The sequence below is a fragment of the Streptomyces sp. NPDC037273 genome (assembly GCF_055603625.1).
Window position 1 is genome coordinate 550,456 of record NZ_JBVJVO010000005.1, and the last position, 16,568, is coordinate 567,023.

The window sequence follows — 16,568 nt, forward strand, 5'->3', positions numbered from 1 at the left end:
CACCCACCCCACCCCACCCCACCCCACCCCACTCCACTCCACCCACCCACCCACCCACCCACCCCACGGGAATCCCCTTCACACCCTTTGGAGTCGACTCATGCGTGCTCTCCCCCTCAGACGTGCCACCGCCGTCGTCACCGCCACCGTCGTCCTGAGCGGACTGCCCGCTCTGGCGGTGGCCGATGACGCCCCGGCGGGCGCGGCGGCCTCGGCCACGCGTCACACCGGGTCCGGCGGCGCCGTCCGCCAGGTCTCGCTCCAGGGCGCGGTCAACGTCCGTGACCTGGGCGGTTATCGCACCGAGCAGGGTCGGCGGGTCCGCTACGGCCAGGTGTTCCGGGGCGATGCCCTGGGGCGGCTGAGCGAGGCCGACGTGGCGACGCTGGGCGGGCTCGGCCTGGGCGCCGTGGTGGACTTCCGTACCCCGCAGGAGGTGGCGCGGGACGGCGCCGACCGTCTGCCGGGCGGCCTCGCGGTGACGGCGCGTTCCGTGGACGACCTCGGTCTGTACGCGACGACGAACGCGGCCATCGGCTCCAGGGATCCTCAGCGGCAGCGCGAGCTGCTCGGGGACGGCAAGGCGGAGCGGCTGATGCGGGACATGTACCGCAGTTATGTGGACGACCCGGAGAGCCGGAGCCGGTTCGCCGCGACGATCAGGGACCTGGCCCGGCCCGAGGGGGACCCGCTGCTGTTCCACTGCTCCTCGGGGAAGGACCGCACGGGGTGGACGAGTTATGTGATCCTGCGGGCCGTGGGTGTTCCGGCCGCGACCGCCGAGCGGGACTATCTGCGCTCCAACGACTTCCGCGCCGAGGCGGACCGCCGGGTCCGCGAGGGCCTGAAGCAGGCGGGGCTGATGGAGGACCCGGAGCTGCTCGTCCCGCTGCAGGAGGTCCGGGCCGACTATCTCGGGGCTGCCCTGGACCGGATACGGACGGAGTACGGCTCCTTCCAGCGCTACCTGACCGAGGGCCTCGGCCTCGATGCCCGTACCCTGGCGAAGCTCCGCGCGAGACTGGTGCGCTGACCAGGCCCCACGACACGAGTCCGCCGGGGCGCGCGCCCCGGCGGACCTCTGCCTCCCCCCATCTCCACGCACCGCACACGAACGGACCCGTCACATGCCCATCCAGCGGCTCAACCACGCCGTGCTCTTCGTCTCCGACCTGGCGCGCAGCACCGCCTTCTACTGCGACGTCCTCGAATTCCGGGCGCTGCCGCAGGCGTTCCCGGGGGCGGTGTTCCTCCAGGCGGCGGGCTCGGCCAACGACCACGACCTCGGCCTGTTCCAGTCCGCCGACCAGGGCTCCGCGCACCGCACGGGCCGGGTCGGCCTGTACCACCTGGCGTGGGAGGTGGACACCCTGGCCGAGCTGAGCCGGGTGCGGAGCCGGCTGGCCGAGGCGGGCGCCCTGACGGGGGCGAGCAACCACGCCTCGACCAAGGCCCTGTACGCCCGCGACCCCGACGGCATCGAGTTCGAGGTGTGCTGGCTCGTCCCCGACGCCGCCGTCGTCACGGAGCTGTCCACGATGACCTCGCCGACCCGCCCCCTCGACATCGACGCCGAGATCGCCACGTACGGTGCGGAGACCCCCGGAGGCCCCCGCACCGATCACACCGTCTGGCAGCGACTCTTCGGCGCGACACCCGGAAACGTCACAGACGCCCGGTGACCCTCACAGACGCTCGATGATCGTCACGTTCGCCTGGCCGCCGCCTTCGCACATGGTCTGGAGGCCGTAACGGCCGCCGGTGCGCTCCAGTTCGTGGAGGAGGGTGGTGGTGAGCCTGGTGCCGGTGGCGCCGAGGGGGTGGCCGAGGGCGATGGCGCCGCCGTTGACGTTGACCTTGTCGGGGTCGGCGCCGGTGTCCTTGAGCCAGGCGAGGACGACGGGGGCGAAGGCCTCGTTGATCTCGACGAGGTCGATCTCGTCGAGGGTCATCCCGGCCTTCTTGAGGGCGTAGGCGGTGGCGGGGATGGGCGCGGAGAGCATGCGGATGGGGTCTTCGCCGCGTACGGACAGATGGTGGACGCGGGCGCGCGGGGTCAGGCCGTGTTCCCGTACGGCGCGTTCCGAGGCGATCAGCATCGCGGAGGCGCCGTCGGAGACCTGGGAGGAGACGGCGGCGGTGATCCGGCCGCCCTCGACGACGGGCTTGAGGCCGGCCATCTTCTCCAGGGTGGTGTCGCGGCGCGGGCCTTCGTCGGTGGTGACGTCGCCGAAGGGGACGATCTCGCGGTCGAAGCGGCCCTCGTCGATGGCGCGGGCGGCCCGCTGGTGCGAGCGGAGGGCGAACTCCTCCATGTCGCGGCGGGTGATGTCCCACTTGGTCGCGATGAGTTCGGCACCGTGGAACTGGTTGACGGGCTGGTCGCCGTAGCGGGCGCGCCAGCCGACGGAGCCGGCGTACGGGCCTTCGGTGAGGCCGAGCGGGTCGGCGGCCTGGCGGCTGGCGAAGGCGATGGGGATCATCGACATGTTCTGTACGCCGCCGGCGACGACGAGGTCCTGGGTGCCGGAGAGGACGCCCTGGGCGGCGAAGTGCAGGGCCTGCTGGGAGGAGCCGCACTGGCGGTCGACGGTGGTGCCGGGGACTTCCTCGGGGAGTCCGGCGGCGAGCCAGCAGGTGCGGGCTATGTCGCCGGCCTGCGGGCCGACGGTGTCGAGGCAGCCGAAGACGACGTCCTCGACGGCGGCCGGGTCGGCCCCCGAGCGTTCCATGAGCGCCTTGAGGATGTGGGCGCCGAGGTCGGCCGGGTGGACGGCGGACAGGCCGCCGTTCCGCCGGCCGACCGGGGTCCGTACCGCTTCGACGATGTAGGCCTCGGCCATGGTCACTCCTTCTTCGTACGGGATGCGTGCGTGCGATGTCCGTCTCGGAGGGCGACGCCTTCCAGCACCATGGACAGGTACTGGCGGGCGATCTCCTCCGGGCTGTGCTGTCCGCCCGGCCGGTACCAGGACGCGGCGACCCAGACGGTGTCGCGCACGAAGCGGTAGGTGAGCCGGACGTCGAGGTCGGTGCGGAAGACCCCGGCGGCGACGCCGCGTTCCAGGGTCCTGAGCCAGGCTTCCTCGAAGCGCCGCTGCGAGCCGGCGAGGTAGCCGAAGCGCGGCTGTTCCCGCAGGTGCCTGGATTCCTTCTGGTAGATGGCGACGGCGGCGCGGTGCCGGTCGATCTCCCGGAAGGATTCGGTGACGAGGGCTTCGAGCGTCTCCCGGGGGCCGAGCAGGGCGGCGAGCACGGCGTCGTACCGTTCCCACAGCTCGTCGAGGAAGGCGCGGAGGATCTCGTCGAGCATCGACTCCTTGGAGTCGAAGTGGTAGTAGAGGCTGCCGGCGAGCAGGCCGGCCGCGTCGGCGATGCGGCGGACCGTGGTGGCGTCGTACCCCTGGGCGGCGAACACCTCGGCGGCCGTGTCCAGGATCTCGCGGCGCCGCTCGGGCGCCGGTCTCACGGGTGCTGGCTGCTGACGGAGAGGACTTCGCCCGTCAGGTAGGAGGAGTAGCCGCTGGCGAGGAAGACGATCACGTTGGCCACCTCCCAGGGCTCCGCGTACCGTCCGAACGCCTCGCGGGAGGTGAGTTCTTCGAGGAGTTCGGGGGTGGTGACCTTCACCAGGTGCGGGTGCATGGCGAGGCTCGGGGAGACGGCGTTGACCCGGACGCCGTAGTCGGCGGCTTCGAGGGCGGCGCAGCGGGTGAGGGCCATCACGCCGGCTTTGGCGGCGGCGTAGTGGGCCTGGCCCCGCTGGGCCCGCCAGCCGACGACGGAGGCGTTGTTGACGACGACGCCGCCGGCGGCCGCGGCCTTCATGCGGCGGAGGGCGGCGCGGGTGCAGCGGAAGGTGCCGTTGAGGGTGACGTCGAGGACCTTGTCCCATTGTTCGTCGGTCATGTCGACGAGGTCGGCGGTGCCGCCGAGGCCCGCGTTGTTGACGACGATGTCGAGGCGTCCGTGGCGTTCCTCGGCGAGGTCGAACAGGGCGCCGACCTGGGTCTCGTCTGTGACGTCGCAGGGCAGGGCGGCGACCCGGCCGGCGCCGAACTCCGCGGCGAGCTCGGCCTCGGACTCCTTGAGCCGGCGGGCGTGGGCGTCGGAGAGGACGACGCTCGCTCCTTCCTCCAGGAGCCGCCGGGCGGTCGCGCCGCCGATGCCGGCGCCGGCGGCGGCGGTGACGACGGCGGTGCGGCCGGCGAGCAGGCCGTGGCCGGGTACGTAGGGGGGTGGGGCGGCGGTCATGGGCGGACCTCCTTGGGCAGGCCGAGGACGCGCTCGGCGATGATGTTCCGCTGGATCTCGTTGGAGCCGGCGTAGATGGTGTCGGAGCGGGAGAAGAGGAACAGCCGCTGCCAGTCGGTGAGGTCGTAGGGTTCGCCGGCGGCGTGCATGCCGTCCGCGCCGCAGACGTCCATGGCGAGTTCGCCGAGTTCCCGGTGCCAGGTGGCCCAGAAGATCTTCCCGATGGAGGCCTCGGGGCCGGGGGCGCCGGCGGCGGCTCCGCCGAGCATGCGCAGGGCGTTGAACCGGATGGTCTCCAGGCCGATCCAGGCGCGGGCGATCCGGTCGCGGATCAGCGGGTCGTCGGCGGCGCCGTTGCGGCGGGCGAGCTCGATGACGGCCTCCAGTTCGCGGCGGAAGCCGACCTGCTGGCCGAGGGTGGACACGCCCCGCTCGAAGCCGAGGGTGGCCATGGCGACCTTCCAGCCGTCGCCGGGGGCGCCGACGATGTGGGAGGCGTGGGTGCGGGCGCCGTCGAAGAAGACCTCGTTGAACTCCGAGGTGCCGGTGAGCTGGACGATGGGCCTGATCTCGACGCCGGGCTGGTCGAGCGGGACCAGGAGGTAGGAGAGGCCGTGGTGGCGGGTCGATCCGGGTTCGGTGCGGGCGACGACGAAGCACCAGTCGGCTTCGTGGGCGAGTGAGGTCCACACCTTCTGCCCGGTGACCGTCCACCGGTCGCCGTCGAGTTCGGCGCGGGTGCGGACGTTGGCGAGGTCGGAGCCGGCGTCCGGCTCCGAGTAGCCCTGGCACCACAGTTCCTCGGCGGCGACGATCGGCGGGAGGAACCGCTCGCGCTGTTCGGGTGTGCCGAAGGCGATGAGGGTGGGTCCCAGGAGCTGTTCGCCGATGTGGTTGACGCGGGCGGGGGCGTCGGCGAGGGCGTACTCCTCGTGGAAGGCGACCTGTTGTTCGAGGCTCGCGCCCCGTCCGCCGTACTCCTTGGGCCAGCCGACGCAGGTCCATCCTTCGGCGGCCATGTGCCGCTCCCAGGCGAGGCGTTCGGCGTGTGCCTCGTGTTCGCGTCCGGGGCCGCCGCGGCCGCGCAGGGCGGCGAACTCGCCCGTGAGGTGGGAGCGCAGCCAGCTGCGGACCTCTCTGCGGAACTCCTCGACGTTGCTCATGGCCGTACGTTAACCTACCAAACACTTGTTAGGGAAGGAGGGCGGATGTCCGCTGCCCGCACCGCAACCACGGAGCCGGTCCGCTACGAACGCCAGGGCCCGGTGGCCGTGGTCACCATGGACCGGCCCGATTACCGCAACGCCCAGAACTCCGCGATGACGTACGCCCTCGACCGCGCCTTCTACCGCGCGGCCGACGACGACGAGGTCAAGGTCGTCGTGCTCGCCGGAGCGGGGAAGCACTTCTCCGCCGGCCACGACATCGGCACCCCCGAGCGCGACGCCCACCTGCCGTACGACCGCAAGGCCGGACTCTGGTGGGACCACTCGGACAAGAAGGGCGCGGAGAGCCGCTTCGCCCGCGAGTCCGAGGTCTACCTGGGCATGTGCCGGCGCTGGCGCGAACTGCCCAAGCCGATGGTCGCCTCCGTCCAGGGCGCCTGCGTCGCCGGCGGTCTCATGCTGGCCTGGGTGTGCGACCTCATCGTCGCCTCCGAGGACGCGTTCTTCGCCGACCCGGTCGTCCGCATGGGCATCCCCGGCGTCGAGTACTTCGCCCACCCCTGGGTCATGCCGCCGCGCGTCGCCAAGGAGTTCCTCTTCACCGGTGACCGCATGGGCGCCCGGCGCGCCTACGAGGTCGGCATGGTCAACCGGGTCGTCCCGGCCGGGGAACTCACCGAGCGGACGATGGAGCTCGCCCACCGGATCGCCGAGATGCCCCGCATGGGCCTGGCCCTGACCAAGCGCGCCGTCAACCAGGCCGAGGACCTCCAGGGCCTGCACACCGGCATGGACTCCGTCTTCGGCCTGCACCACCTCGCGCACGCGCACAACGCCGAGACCGCCCCGGACCCCCTGGGCGGCATGGACATACGCTCGATGAAGGCGGCGGGAGCCTGATGGACCTCGACTTCACCGTGGCGGAGGACGCCTTCCGGGCCGAGGCCCGCGCCTGGCTCACCGCCCACGTGCCCGAAACCCCGCTGCCCTCCCTGGAGACGGAGGAAGGCTTCGCCGCCCACCGGGAATGGGAACGGACCCTGTCCGCGGACCGCTGGTCGGTCGTCTCCTGGCCCGAGGAGTACGGCGGCCGGGGCGCGTCCATCCTCCGCTGGCTGATCTTCGAGGAGGAGTACTACGCGGCCGGCGCCCCCGGCAGGGTCAGCCAGAACGGCATCAACCTCCTGGCCCCCACCCTCTTCGAGCACGGCACCGCGGCACAGCGCGCCCGCGTGCTGCCCTCCATGGCGAGCGGCGCGACGATCTGGGCCCAGGCCTGGTCCGAGCCGGAGTCCGGCTCGGACCTCGCCTCGCTGCGCTCCACCGCCCGCCGCACCGACGGCGGCTGGCTCCTGAACGGCCAGAAGACCTGGTCGTCCCGGGCCGCGTTCGCCGACCGCGCCTTCGGTCTGTTCCGCAGCGAACCCGACACGCCGAGGCCCCACCAGGGCCTGACGTACCTGATGTTCCCGCTGGACGCCGACGGCGTGACCGTACGGCCCATCGGGCGCATCGACGGCAAGCCCGCCTTCGCCGAACTCTTCCTCGACGACGTCTTCGTCCCGGACGAGGACGTCATCGGCGCGCCCGGCGAGGGCTGGCGGGTCGCGATGAGCACGGCGGGCAACGAGCGGGGCCTGACCCTGCGCAGCCCCGGCCGCTTCCTGGCCGCCGCCGACCGTCTGACGGCCCTGTGGCGGGAGAGCGCCGAGCCCTCCGACACCGCCCTGCGCGACCGGGTCGCCGACGCGGTCATCGGCGCCCGCGCCTACCGGCTCTTCACCTACGCCAACGCGTCGAGACTCGCCGCCGGAGGGTCCATCGGCGCCGAGTCCAGCCTCAACAAGGTCTTCTGGTCCGAGCTCGACATCGCGCTCCACGAGACCGCCCTCGACCTCCTCGGCCCGTACGGCGAACTGTCCGACGAGGCCGCCGACGCGCCCGCGCACGGCGCCTGGGCCGAAGGCCACACCTTCTCGCTCGCCGGCCCCGTCTACGCCGGCACCAACGAGATCCAGCGCGACATCATCGCCGAGCGGCTGCTCGGCCTCCCGAAGGGACGCCGGTGATGCGGTTCCTCCTCGACGACGAACAGCGGGAGTTCGCCCGCTCCCTCGACGCCATGCTCACGGCGGCCGACACCCCCGGGGCCGTACGCTCCTGGGCCGCCAGCGACACCGCGCCCGGCCGCGCCCTCTGGACCCGGCTCGCCGAATCGGGCGTCTTCGCCCTCGCCGTACCGGAGCGGCACGAGGGCATGGGCCCGCTGCCGGTCGAACTGACCGTCGCCCTCACCGAGTCGGGCCGGCACGCCGTGCCGGGGCCGCTGGTCGAGACGGTCGCCGCGGCCACGCTCCTCGACCGGCTCGGCGACGCCGGCACCGCCGGGAAGGCGGCCGCCGCCTGGCTGCCGCGGATCGCCTCCGGCAAGGCGATCGTCTCGCTCTGCGTGCCGGCGCTCGGCGGCCCCTACGCCCTGGACGCGGACGCCGCCGACGCCGTACTCGTCGTCGAGGGCGACACCGTACGCCTGGCGGACACCACCGGCCCCGTCCAGACCTCCGCCGACCCCGCCCGCCGCCTCGCCCGCCCGCTCGGCGGCACCGTCCTGGCGCGGGGTCCCGAGGTCGCCGCGGCGGCCGCGCACGCCGCCGACGTCGCCGCCCTGGCCGCCGCCGCGCAGTCCCTCGGCCTGGGCCGCGCCCTCCTCGACCGCACGGTCGCGTACGTGAAGCAGCGCTCCCAGTTCGGCGTCCCCATCGGCTCCTTCCAGGCGCTCAAGCACCGTCTCGCCGACACCCTCATCGCCCTGGAGTTCGCCCAGCCGCTGCTGCACTCCGCCGCCCTGGCCCTGGCCGAAGGCGCCCCCCACGGCTCCGCCGAGGTCGCCGCGGCGAAGGTCACGGCCGGCGAGGCCGCGTACGCCGCCGCCCGCACCGCCCTCCAGCTGCACGGGGCCGTCGGCTACACCGAGGAACTCGACCTCGCGCTCTGGATCCGCAAGGCCCGCCCCCTCCGCGACGCCTGGGGCACCCCCGCGGCCTGCCGCGCCCGCGTCCTCGCCTCCTGAACGGCGCCCGCTCCCCCGCCCGGGGGAGCGGGCCCGGCACCCCTACCGCACCCGGAGTCAGTCAGCCGTGTCCCCCGCCCCGTCCCCGCACGTCCCCGCGAGATCCTCCGACCCCGCGCTGCTGCGCAGGGTGGCGCTGTCGAGCCTGCTCGGCACCGTCATCGAGTACTACGACTTCCTGCTCTACGGCACGATGGCCGCGCTCGTCTTCGGCGAGCTGTTCTTCCCCGCGTCCGACTCCGCCACCGGCACCATCGCCGCGTTCGGCACGCTCGCCGCCGGTTACGTGGCACGCCCGCTCGGCGGCGCGGTCTTCGGTCACTTCGGAGACCGGCTCGGCCGCAAGTCCATGCTCGTGCTCACCATGGTCCTGATGGGCGTGGCGAGCATCCTCATCGGTGTCCTGCCCACGTACGGGACGATCGGCGTGGCCGCGCCCGTGCTGCTCGTGCTGTTCCGCGTCGTCCAGGGCGTCGCGATCGGCGGCGAGTGGGCCGGAGCGACGCTCATGGTCGTCGAGCACGCCGACCCCCGCCGGCGCGGTCTGTGGAGCGGTGTGATGCAGATGGGTTCGCCGATCGGCTTCCTGCTCTCCACCGTCGCGGTCACCCTCGTCTCGCGGCTCCCCCGCGAGTCCTTCCTCGCCTGGGGGTGGCGCGTCCCTTTCCTGTTCAGCGCGGTGCTGCTGTGCGTCGGCCTGTACGTGCGGATCTCCCTCAGCGAGAGCCCGCTGTTCCAGCGGGCGGCGGAGGCCCGGGGCGCCGGGACGGACGGCGTCCCGCTGGCGCGGGTGCTGCGCAGCCCCCGCAACCTCGTCCTCGCGTGTGCCGTGGGCATCGGCCCGTTCGCGCTGACGGCGCTGATCAGCACGTACATGCTGACGTACGCCACCTCGATCGGGTACGCCACCTCCGAGGTGATGACCGGTCTGCTCTTCACCTCGGTCACGGGCCTGGTGGCCATCCCGCTCTTCTCCGCGCTCTCCGACCGCGTCGGCCGCCGGGGCGTCGTGCTCGGCGGCGCGGCGGGCGTGGTGCTGCTCGCCTTCCCGGTGTACGCCCTGGTCGACGCACGCTCGCCCGTGCTGCTCGTGCTCGGCATGATGCTCGGCCAGGTGGTGCAGGCCGCGATGTACGCGCCGCTCGGGCCGCTGCTCTCCGAGATGTTCGGCACCCGCGTCCGCTACACGGGCGCCTCGCTCGGCTACCAGCTCGCCGCGCTGATCGGCGGCGGGTTCACCCCGCTGCTCGCGGGCACCCTGCTCTCCGCCGCGGACGACGCCCGCAGCGCGCCCCTCGCGGTGCTCGCCGTCGTCTGCGGACTCGTGACCGCGCTGGCCGTCTGGCGCACGGCCGAGACCCGGGGGCGTGACCTGTCGCAGGAGGACCCGGCCGGGCCGGGACGCGAGGCCCGTACCCGTACGACATCGAGAGGAGCGGAAGCGTGAGGCTGACGGAGGAACAGGAAGAACTGAGGTCCGCCGTGCGGGCCGTGCTCGGGCGCCACGCGGGCGAGGCGGCCTGGCGGCCGCTGACCCGGCAGATCGGTGTCGCGGGGCTCGCCGTCCCCGAGGAGTACGGCGGCGCCGGCTGCGGGCCCGTCGAGGTCGCCGTGGTGATGGAGGAGCTGGGGCGCGAGCTCAGCCCCGTCCCGTACCTCGGCTCCGCGGTCCTCACGGTCCAGGCGCTGCTCGCCTCCGGCGACGAGGAGGCCCGAGCCCGCCTGCTGCCGGACCTGGCCTCGGGCGACCTGGTCGGCGCCCTGGCGTGGGCCGAGCGCGGCTCGTGGGAGCCGGGCGCGGTACGGTCCGAGGCCGTCCCCGGGCCCGGCGGGACCTGGCGGATCACCGGCACCAAGGAGCACGTCCTCGACGGCGCGGAGGCGGGCGTGCTGCTCGTGGCGGCGCGTTCCGCCGCCGGGGTCTCGCTCTTCGAAGTGCCCGCCGAGGGTACGGGCGTGGCCCGCGAGGCGTACGTGACGATGGACTCCACCCGGGCGCAGGCCCGCGTCACCCTGGCGGGGGTGGAGGCCCGGCTCGTCGGCGTCGAGGGCGAGGGCGACCGTGTGCTGTCGCACGTCCTCGACCTGGCCTGTACGGCCCTCGCCGCCGAACAGGTCGGCGGCGCGGCGCGCTGCCTGGAGGTCACGCTGGCCTATGCAGGTGAGCGCGTCCAGTTCGGCCGCCCCATCGGTTCCTTCCAGGCGGTCAAGCATCGCCTCGCGGACGCGTACGTCCTGGTCGAGTCGGCCCGCTCGGCCGCCCTGGGCGCCGCCTTCGCGGCCGCCGACGGCGCCGACGACTTCTCCCGTCTCACCTCGGCCGCCAAGTCGGCCTGCTCCGAAGCCTTCTCCGCCCTCGCGGGCGAGATGATCCAGCTCCACGGCGGCATCGGCATCACCTGGGAGCACGACGCCCACCGCTACTTCAAACGCGCCCACGGCTCCTCCCGGCTCCTCGGCTCCCCCGCCTGGCACCGCACCCGCCTGGCCGCGGCTCTGGGCCTGACCGCCGCCTGAGCCGACCGCCGGTCCGGACCGCGCGCACGAGGCGTCGCGGCCGGACCGGCGCGCTCATTCCGCCCGCAGGGTGGCGAGCGCCGTGTGGAACAGGAAGGCTTCCGCGCGGTCCCAGGACCAGCCGTTCTCGACCACGAGGGTGCGCCAGGTGGTGGGGCCGAACCAGAACCAGAGGAGGTCGGCCGTCTCCTCCTCCGCGCGAGGGTAGGGCGCCAGGGTGTGCAGGTGGCGGGCGGCCGTCCGGAGCGCGGCGCGGTAGTCGGCGGTGGCGCGCTGCCAGAAGGCCTCGCCGTCCTCGTGCGAGGGCAGGGCCTTGTGGATGGCCTCGTGGACGCTGAACATGCCCTCGTTGCCGGTGCGGGTGCCGTGGGCGAGGGCGTTGAGGACGGCCTCGGGGTCACGTTCGGCGAGGAGGCCGGTGATCGTCCGCCCCGAGCCCGTGGCGCGGACCGCCGTGTCGACGATCTCGTTGAGGATGTCGCTCTTGCTGCCGGCGCTGGCGAAGACGGCCTTGGAGGAGACGCCCGCCTCGGCGGCGATCTCCGCGACGGTGACGCGCCCGTAGCCGCGCTCGGCGAACAGCCGGGTCGCCGACTGGAGGATCGATTCCCTTGTCCGGGCGGCGGCTTGCTCGCGCAGGGGGGAGACGTACTTGCGCTTGGTCGGCATGGGGACAGCTTAGTCGAGAAAGCGCTCGACCTATTCAATAGGTGCTGTGTAACCTCAATCTCCGTCAGGGCGATGCCCCGCCCTGCGCGTGAGAGGAACCGACCCTTATGGCGATGTCAGCCGAGGAAGCGGCCATCGGGCTCTTCACGGTCCTGGCGACCGGCGACGCGACACTGGCCGCGGCGGCCGTGCACGAGGAGTTCACCAACCGGGAGGCCGTCGTCTCCCCCGCCGCCTGCTCCCTCCCCGGACCCGCCGGCGCCCTGGCGTCGGGCGCGTGGCTGCGCTCCGCCTTCGCCGATCTGAGCTTCCCCGTGACCGACCTGGTCCAGGACGGCGAACAGGTGTGGATACGACTCCACATGACGGGCCGTCACGCCGGCCCCTTCGTCCGCTACCGCGACGGCGTCCTCGACCAGGCGATCCCGCCCACCGGGGCCCTGATCGACTCCGAGCAGGTCCACCTGCTGCACCTGAAGGACGGCAAGGTCGTCCGCCACGAAGCCGTCCGCGACGACGTCACCCTGCTCGGGCAGCTCGGCGTCCTCACGCCCGGCCCCACCGGCCGGCTCGTCGAGGAGTGGCTCGCGGACGGCCGCGCGGCCCGCGCCGCCGCCGAGATCACCGAGGCCGCCGAACGGGCCGCCGCCTCCGCCCACGAGCACACGGCCGGCTGAGCCCGCACCGCACCACGAACCGAGAACAGCGAGGAGTGGACACAGAAGTGTCACTGCGTCACCTGAAGATCTTCCGAAGGAAAAGCCTCATCGCGTCCAGTGGCCTGGCGCTCGCGGTGTCCCTCTTAACCACCCAGGCCCCTTCGGCGCAGCCGGTCGCGACCGAGCCCCGGGCCGCCCCCGTCGCCGCCACCGCGACGGGAACGGGAGCCGTCTCCCCGTACGCGCAGAGCGGCCCGCGCAACCTGATCAAGCGGCTCCAGGACACGTACATCAGCAGCACCGACAACGCCGATCACTCACAGGGACACCTACTGCACGTCGGCACCCCGGACGGCGGCGCGACGAAGTTCCGCGGCTTCCTCCAGTTCGACGTCTCCCGGCTGACAGGCGCCGACATCGGCAAGGCGTACGTACGGCTGTACAACTCCTTCGTCCCGGCGGCGGACTGCGGCAAGAACCCCTGGTTCGGCGTGTACCGGGTGGCCGAACCCTGGAGCCAGTCCACCATCACCTGGGCGAACCAGCCCACGGTCGGCGAGGGCGTCGGCGTCAACTTCGGCGTGGGGCACCCCTCGACGGGCTGCGAGGACCAGCCGAGCACGTACCTGCCCGACGACTCCAAGGGCATCCTGCGCGTCGACGTCACCGAGATGGTCCGCGCGTGGACCCGGCCCGGCACCACCACGCCCAACTACGGCATCCGGCTGAGCGGCAGCGAAGGCGCGCCCAACCCGTCGACCGGCGTCACCGGCTACCACGACTTCTGCTCCATGAACCCGACGGGCCCGACGCAGGACCGGGCGTGCACGAAGTCGTACTTCGCCCCCACCCTCGAAGTCGAGTTCAACTCCGGTGCCACACCGCTCATCACGGGCAACGAGTACGGTCCCCCGTACGCCGGCGGCTACCCCGTCGCCACGGAGGCCCTGGAGTTCCTGGACTCCGCCAACCCCGCGGTCTGGCCCGACTCCAAGCCGTACCAGCGCTGGCTTCCCGACGCCTACCACTCCGTCGAGGACGCCACCCTCAAGGGCGCCGACTGGAAGGGCGGGACCTCCCACAAGCTGCGCCCCGGCGGCGTCTACGGAAAACAGGTCCTGGTCACCGGTGACGGCTCCAGCGGCTTCGTCGGCGTCATCCCCTACCCGGCCCTGTCCGGCTACCACTGGGCCGTCAACGTCAAGGGCGCCGGCGAACCCGGCGACCTGCACGGCGTCGAACTCCTCCCGGACGGCGGGGTCGTCGCCGCCTTCGCCGGGACACCGACCGTCTCGGGCAAGATCGAGCTCTACAGCAGGGAGCAGGGCAAGCCCGGCAGCTGGAGCGGCGCACCGGTGCAGTCGATCCCGCTGACCTCCGCTCACGAGGTCCTGTACGAACCCGTCCCGAGCGGTGGCGGCTACGTCTGGGCCCTCGGCGGCCTGGAACTGCTCAGGTTCCCGTACGACACCGCCACGAAGCGGCTCGGGAATCCCACCCGGTTCCCCCTGCCCAAGAACCCGAAGGGCGAGAACGCCTGGGGGCACGACCTGACCCCGGTCTACGGCAACCCGGACCGCTTCTGGGTGGGCGCCAACGCCGGCGTGGCCCAGTTCTCGAAGAGCGGCGCCGTGAACTGCCACACCAAGGACGACCCGGCCAAGTGGCCGGCCCTCCCCCAGGTCGAGGAGGTCCCGAACGGCGTCAACCACTGGTGCGCCGACCTCGCCAACCCCCTCGCCAACTCCCGGACCATGCTCAACAGCGTCGGGAACGACCCGGTGACCCAGCGCGTGGCCACGACCTGCTCCAAGGACTGCGGCCTGGGGAACGTCAATCCCGACGGCAGCCTCGGTTACACCACCAGCTGGATCGAGATCGCCAGCGCGACCGCCGACAGCACCGCGTACCGCTGGAGCGAGAACAGCAAGCACTACAAGGCGACGTGGGGCGTCGCCGCCTACCAGTGACGCCCTGACCCTGACGTTCTGTCCCCGCGGTCGTTCGTCCACGCCTCGTGGACCTTGTGGAGGGCCTGGAGGAGGTCCTCGCGGTCGTCGGAGGTGAGGTGGGCGGAGAGCGGGATGTCGATGGTCTCGCCGATGCGGCGGGCGGTCAGCGGCAGGGTGGCGCGGGCGGCGGCCTGGTCGGGGCCGAGGAGGTAGGCCCAGTTCCAGAAGGCGCGGGCGTTGGGCCGGTCGGCGCTGCCGAGCGCGGTGGCCTTGATGCCTTCGGCGCGGAGGGCCGCGGCGTACCACTCGGCGTCGGCGGCGCTCGCCCCGACGACGCGCGCGGTGAGGAACTGTCCGGTGTAGGCGCCGGGGGCCACGGGGGTCCGCAGGCGGAGGCCGTCGAGGGAGTCGAGCTCCCCGGCGAGGGCGTCGTACGTGTGCCGGTGACGGCTCAGCCGCTCGTGGAGGCGGTCGAACATGGACCGGGCGAGCGCGGCCCTGATCTCGTCCATGCGCCAGGCGAAGTGCGGGTGCTCGCGGTCGCTGACGGGAGGCGGGGTGTCGGGGAAGTGGCGGGGTGCAGATCGTCGTCGACGCCGACGAGGAGCGGACGGTGGCCCGCCAGGAGGACCGCGCTGGGCGTGGCCGAGAACGTGAAGGCGGCGCAGGCGACCGGGGAGCCGGCCGGCAGGTCGAGGGCGAGCAGGGCCAGGGCGATCGCGGCCGTTCCGCTGGTGCAGGCGAGGGCGTGCGCGCTGCCGAGCGCCTCGGTGATCCGGCGTTCGAGGCGGCCGTTGTGGGTGTCGTCGAACGGGCGGTCGTCGTAGCGGAAGAAGCGGCGCTCGCGCAGGGCCGCCACCGCCGCTTCCTCGTCATCGGTGGAGATGAACGTGTCGCCGGTCTCGTACGTGGGCCATGGCACCGTACGCACGGGGGTGCCGCCGTCGACGGCGAGGAGGGTGGAGCGCAGGGCAGGAGGCATCGCATCACCGATCGCGTCGGGGAGGGGGCGCGGTCCTCACAGGGGCCCGCTGCGCCCCGTGTGGTGTTCGGCCCCACCGAAGCACCGCGACCGGCCGGCCCCCAATCCGTTCAACGGCTTCAACGCGCCCCTCGCCGCCGCGCGGTGGATGCCCTACTTTTCTCCCCATGCCCTCCCCGCTGCTGCACCGGCGCTGCCCCGAGCTGACCGGCACGCTGCCCTTCCTGCGGCTCGGCGAGGCGCCCACGCCGGTGCGGCCGCTGCCCGGCTTCGGCGAGCGCTCCGAGCTGTGGATCAAGGACGAGAGCGGTTACGGAGACGGCGGCTGGGGCGGCAACAAGGTCCGCAAGCTGGAGTGGCTGCTCCCGGAGGCCCGGCGGCGCGGCGCGCGGACCCTGCTCACCGTCGGTGGGCTCGGGACGAACTGGGGGCTCGCGGCGGCCACGTACGCGCGGGAGCTGGGGATCGGCGTGGCGCTCGGGCTCATCGACCAGCCGGTCGACGCGCAGGTGCGGGAGCGGTTGGAGCGGCTCCGGGCCTCGGGCGCGACGCTGCACTTCCTGCGCTCCAAGTCGCGGCTGATCCTGGCCGCCCCGTGGCTCTTCGCCCGGCACACGCACGGCGGCAGGCTGCCGTACTTCCTTCCGGCGGGGGGTTCCTCGCCGCTCGGGACGCTCGGCGCCGTCGAGACGGCCCTTGAGCTCGCGGCGCAGGTCGAGGACGGGGTGCTGCCGGAGCCGGCCTGGCTCGTCACGGCCGTGGGCTCCGGCGGCACCGCCGCGGGTCTCGCCCTCGGGCTGCGGCTCGCGGGGCTGCGCACCCGCGTGCTCGGGGTCGTCGTCAACGACACCCTGCGGCTCGACTCCGCCGCCCTTCTCGGTCTGGCGGGCCGTTCCGCCGGCCTTCTGCGCGCCCGGGGTGCCGATCCGCGCGGTGCCGTACTCGCCCCGGACGCCATTCGCACCGAGACGGCCTGGCTGGGCGAGGGGTACGCGCACCCGACCCCCGCCGGTGACGCGGCCCTGGCCCGCGCCGCCTCCCAGGCGGGCCTGGCCCTGGAGCGCACGTACACCGCCAAGGCGTTCGCGGCCCTGCTGGACCTGGAGGCGGCCGGCCGCCTCGACGGCGGCCCGGTGGTGTTCCTGCAGACGCACGGGCCGCGCCCGCGCTGACCGCGCCGGCTTGGCGCGAGGTCAGGGGCGTGGCCTAGGGGGTGTCTTGTCGATCAGGCCGGATCAGGGAGCGGCGTCTGGTGCCGTGCATCGCAAGGCGGAGGAGGGAGGCAACGCGGAGCGTTGT

At 73.2% G+C, this 16,568-nt stretch carries 17 protein-coding genes; 10 read left to right on the forward strand and 7 right to left on the reverse strand.

The window, feature by feature from the left end; translation table 11 throughout:
- The first annotated feature begins 100 nt into the window (after positions 1-100).
- Both ACZ7G1_RS17390 and ACZ7G1_RS17395 read left to right on the forward strand, forming a co-directional pair.
- Positions 101-1,033, forward strand: a complete 933-nt coding sequence (locus tag ACZ7G1_RS17390) for a tyrosine-protein phosphatase (protein ID WP_470877146.1) — start codon at positions 101-103, stop codon at positions 1,031-1,033.
- Positions 1,034-1,127: 94 nt separating this feature from the next.
- Positions 1,128-1,682, forward strand: coding sequence for a VOC family protein (locus ACZ7G1_RS17395; RefSeq protein ID WP_470877145.1), 555 nt, complete (start codon positions 1,128-1,130; stop codon positions 1,680-1,682).
- Between the two features lie 3 nt (positions 1,683-1,685).
- Here the strand turns inward: ACZ7G1_RS17395 and ACZ7G1_RS17400 are convergent, their stop codons facing one another.
- From ACZ7G1_RS17400 to ACZ7G1_RS17415, 4 genes are read right to left on the reverse strand one after another with little or no spacing between them, the layout of a single operon-like run.
- On the reverse strand, positions 1,686-2,843 hold the full coding sequence (locus ACZ7G1_RS17400; RefSeq protein ID WP_470877144.1) for an acetyl-CoA C-acetyltransferase: 1,158 nt from the start codon (positions 2,841-2,843) through the stop codon (positions 1,686-1,688).
- 2 nt (positions 2,844-2,845) lie between these two features.
- Positions 2,846-3,469 carry a TetR/AcrR family transcriptional regulator gene (locus tag ACZ7G1_RS17405; RefSeq protein WP_470877143.1) on the reverse strand — a complete coding sequence of 208 codons (624 nt, stop codon included), beginning with the start codon at positions 3,467-3,469 and terminating at the stop codon, positions 2,846-2,848.
- Complete coding sequence (locus ACZ7G1_RS17410; protein WP_470877142.1) at positions 3,466-4,254, reverse strand: SDR family oxidoreductase; 789 nt, start codon at positions 4,252-4,254, stop codon at positions 3,466-3,468. The genes ACZ7G1_RS17405 and ACZ7G1_RS17410 overlap by 4 nt, the downstream gene beginning before the upstream one ends.
- Positions 4,251-5,417: an acyl-CoA dehydrogenase family protein gene (locus ACZ7G1_RS17415; RefSeq protein ID WP_470877141.1), complete on the reverse strand. Its 1,167-nt coding sequence runs from the start codon at positions 5,415-5,417 to the stop codon at positions 4,251-4,253. Before ACZ7G1_RS17415 ends, ACZ7G1_RS17410 begins: the two co-directional genes overlap by 4 nt.
- A gap of 45 nt (positions 5,418-5,462) precedes the next feature.
- On the opposite strand from ACZ7G1_RS17415, the gene ACZ7G1_RS17420 reads away from it, so the two are divergent.
- The 5 genes from ACZ7G1_RS17420 to ACZ7G1_RS17440 all read left to right on the forward strand — a co-directional run bounded on the left by ACZ7G1_RS17420 (position 5,463) and on the right by ACZ7G1_RS17440 (position 11,007).
- Positions 5,463-6,320 (forward strand): enoyl-CoA hydratase, encoded by an 858-nt coding sequence (locus tag ACZ7G1_RS17420; RefSeq protein ID WP_470877140.1) that lies wholly within the window; start codon positions 5,463-5,465, stop codon positions 6,318-6,320.
- On the forward strand, positions 6,320-7,489 hold the full coding sequence (locus ACZ7G1_RS17425; RefSeq protein WP_470877139.1) for an acyl-CoA dehydrogenase family protein: 1,170 nt from the start codon (positions 6,320-6,322) through the stop codon (positions 7,487-7,489). The genes ACZ7G1_RS17420 and ACZ7G1_RS17425 overlap by 1 nt, the downstream gene beginning before the upstream one ends.
- A complete protein-coding gene (locus tag ACZ7G1_RS17430) occupies positions 7,489-8,490 on the forward strand; it encodes an acyl-CoA dehydrogenase family protein (RefSeq protein ID WP_470877321.1) in 1,002 nt (333 codons plus the stop codon). Before ACZ7G1_RS17425 ends, ACZ7G1_RS17430 begins: the two co-directional genes overlap by 1 nt.
- A gap of 67 nt (positions 8,491-8,557) precedes the next feature.
- On the forward strand, positions 8,558-9,937 hold the full coding sequence (locus ACZ7G1_RS17435; protein ID WP_470877138.1) for an MFS transporter: 1,380 nt from the start codon (positions 8,558-8,560) through the stop codon (positions 9,935-9,937).
- Complete coding sequence (locus tag ACZ7G1_RS17440) at positions 9,934-11,007, forward strand: acyl-CoA dehydrogenase family protein (protein ID WP_470877137.1); 1,074 nt, start codon at positions 9,934-9,936, stop codon at positions 11,005-11,007. The genes ACZ7G1_RS17435 and ACZ7G1_RS17440 overlap by 4 nt, the downstream gene beginning before the upstream one ends.
- 54 nt (positions 11,008-11,061) lie before the next feature.
- Here ACZ7G1_RS17440 and ACZ7G1_RS17445 read toward each other — a convergent pair whose 3' ends face one another.
- The gene (locus ACZ7G1_RS17445; protein ID WP_470877136.1) at positions 11,062-11,676 is read right to left on the reverse strand and encodes a TetR/AcrR family transcriptional regulator; all 615 of its coding nucleotides are present in this window, start codon (positions 11,674-11,676) and stop codon (positions 11,062-11,064) included.
- Positions 11,677-11,789: 113 nt separating this feature from the next.
- Between ACZ7G1_RS17445 and ACZ7G1_RS17450 the strand changes: the two genes are divergently transcribed.
- Together ACZ7G1_RS17450 and ACZ7G1_RS17455 are read left to right on the forward strand one after the other, a co-directional pair.
- Positions 11,790-12,353, forward strand: a complete 564-nt coding sequence (locus ACZ7G1_RS17450; protein ID WP_470877135.1) for an ester cyclase — start codon at positions 11,790-11,792, stop codon at positions 12,351-12,353.
- A gap of 47 nt (positions 12,354-12,400) precedes the next feature.
- Positions 12,401-14,305 (forward strand): DUF6528 family protein, encoded by a 1,905-nt coding sequence (locus ACZ7G1_RS17455; RefSeq protein WP_470877134.1) that lies wholly within the window; start codon positions 12,401-12,403, stop codon positions 14,303-14,305.
- Here ACZ7G1_RS17455 and ACZ7G1_RS17460 read toward each other — a convergent pair.
- Positions 14,296-14,799, reverse strand: coding sequence for a DegT/DnrJ/EryC1/StrS family aminotransferase (locus ACZ7G1_RS17460; RefSeq protein WP_470877133.1), 504 nt, complete (start codon positions 14,797-14,799; stop codon positions 14,296-14,298). The genes ACZ7G1_RS17455 and ACZ7G1_RS17460 overlap by 10 nt on opposite strands.
- Positions 14,739-15,269, reverse strand: a complete 531-nt coding sequence (locus ACZ7G1_RS17465; RefSeq protein ID WP_470877132.1) for a DegT/DnrJ/EryC1/StrS family aminotransferase — start codon at positions 15,267-15,269, stop codon at positions 14,739-14,741. The genes ACZ7G1_RS17460 and ACZ7G1_RS17465 overlap by 61 nt, the downstream gene beginning before the upstream one ends.
- Positions 15,270-15,436: 167 nt before the next feature.
- On the opposite strand from ACZ7G1_RS17465, the gene ACZ7G1_RS17470 reads away from it, so the two are divergent.
- Positions 15,437-16,441 carry a 1-aminocyclopropane-1-carboxylate deaminase/D-cysteine desulfhydrase gene (locus ACZ7G1_RS17470; RefSeq protein ID WP_470877131.1) on the forward strand — a complete coding sequence of 335 codons (1,005 nt, stop codon included), beginning with the start codon at positions 15,437-15,439 and terminating at the stop codon, positions 16,439-16,441.
- Positions 16,442-16,568 lie beyond the last annotated feature (127 nt).

Bases quoted from the DNA above. Each gene is read 5' to 3' on its own strand.
- ACZ7G1_RS17390 (WP_470877146.1), top strand. From the start codon at position 101: ATGCGTGCTCTCCCCCTCAGACGTGCCACCGCCGTCGTCACCGCCACC.
- ACZ7G1_RS17395 (WP_470877145.1), top strand. From the start codon at position 1,128: ATGCCCATCCAGCGGCTCAACCACGCCGTGCTCTTCGTCTCCGACCTG.
- ACZ7G1_RS17400 (WP_470877144.1), bottom strand. From the start codon at position 2,843: ATGGCCGAGGCCTACATCGTCGAAGCGGTACGGACCCCGGTCGGCCGG.
- ACZ7G1_RS17410 (WP_470877142.1), bottom strand. From the start codon at position 4,254: ATGACCGCCGCCCCACCCCCCTACGTACCCGGCCACGGCCTGCTCGCC.
- ACZ7G1_RS17415 (WP_470877141.1), bottom strand. From the start codon at position 5,417: ATGAGCAACGTCGAGGAGTTCCGCAGAGAGGTCCGCAGCTGGCTGCGC.
- ACZ7G1_RS17420 (WP_470877140.1), top strand. From the start codon at position 5,463: ATGTCCGCTGCCCGCACCGCAACCACGGAGCCGGTCCGCTACGAACGC.
- ACZ7G1_RS17425 (WP_470877139.1), top strand. From the start codon at position 6,320: ATGGACCTCGACTTCACCGTGGCGGAGGACGCCTTCCGGGCCGAGGCC.
- ACZ7G1_RS17430 (WP_470877321.1), top strand. From the start codon at position 7,489: ATGCGGTTCCTCCTCGACGACGAACAGCGGGAGTTCGCCCGCTCCCTC.
- ACZ7G1_RS17445 (WP_470877136.1), bottom strand. From the start codon at position 11,676: ATGCCGACCAAGCGCAAGTACGTCTCCCCCCTGCGCGAGCAAGCCGCC.
- ACZ7G1_RS17450 (WP_470877135.1), top strand. From the start codon at position 11,790: ATGTCAGCCGAGGAAGCGGCCATCGGGCTCTTCACGGTCCTGGCGACC.
- ACZ7G1_RS17460 (WP_470877133.1), bottom strand. From the start codon at position 14,799: ATGGACGAGATCAGGGCCGCGCTCGCCCGGTCCATGTTCGACCGCCTC.
- ACZ7G1_RS17465 (WP_470877132.1), bottom strand. From the start codon at position 15,269: ATGCCTCCTGCCCTGCGCTCCACCCTCCTCGCCGTCGACGGCGGCACC.
- ACZ7G1_RS17470 (WP_470877131.1), top strand. From the start codon at position 15,437: ATGCCCTCCCCGCTGCTGCACCGGCGCTGCCCCGAGCTGACCGGCACG.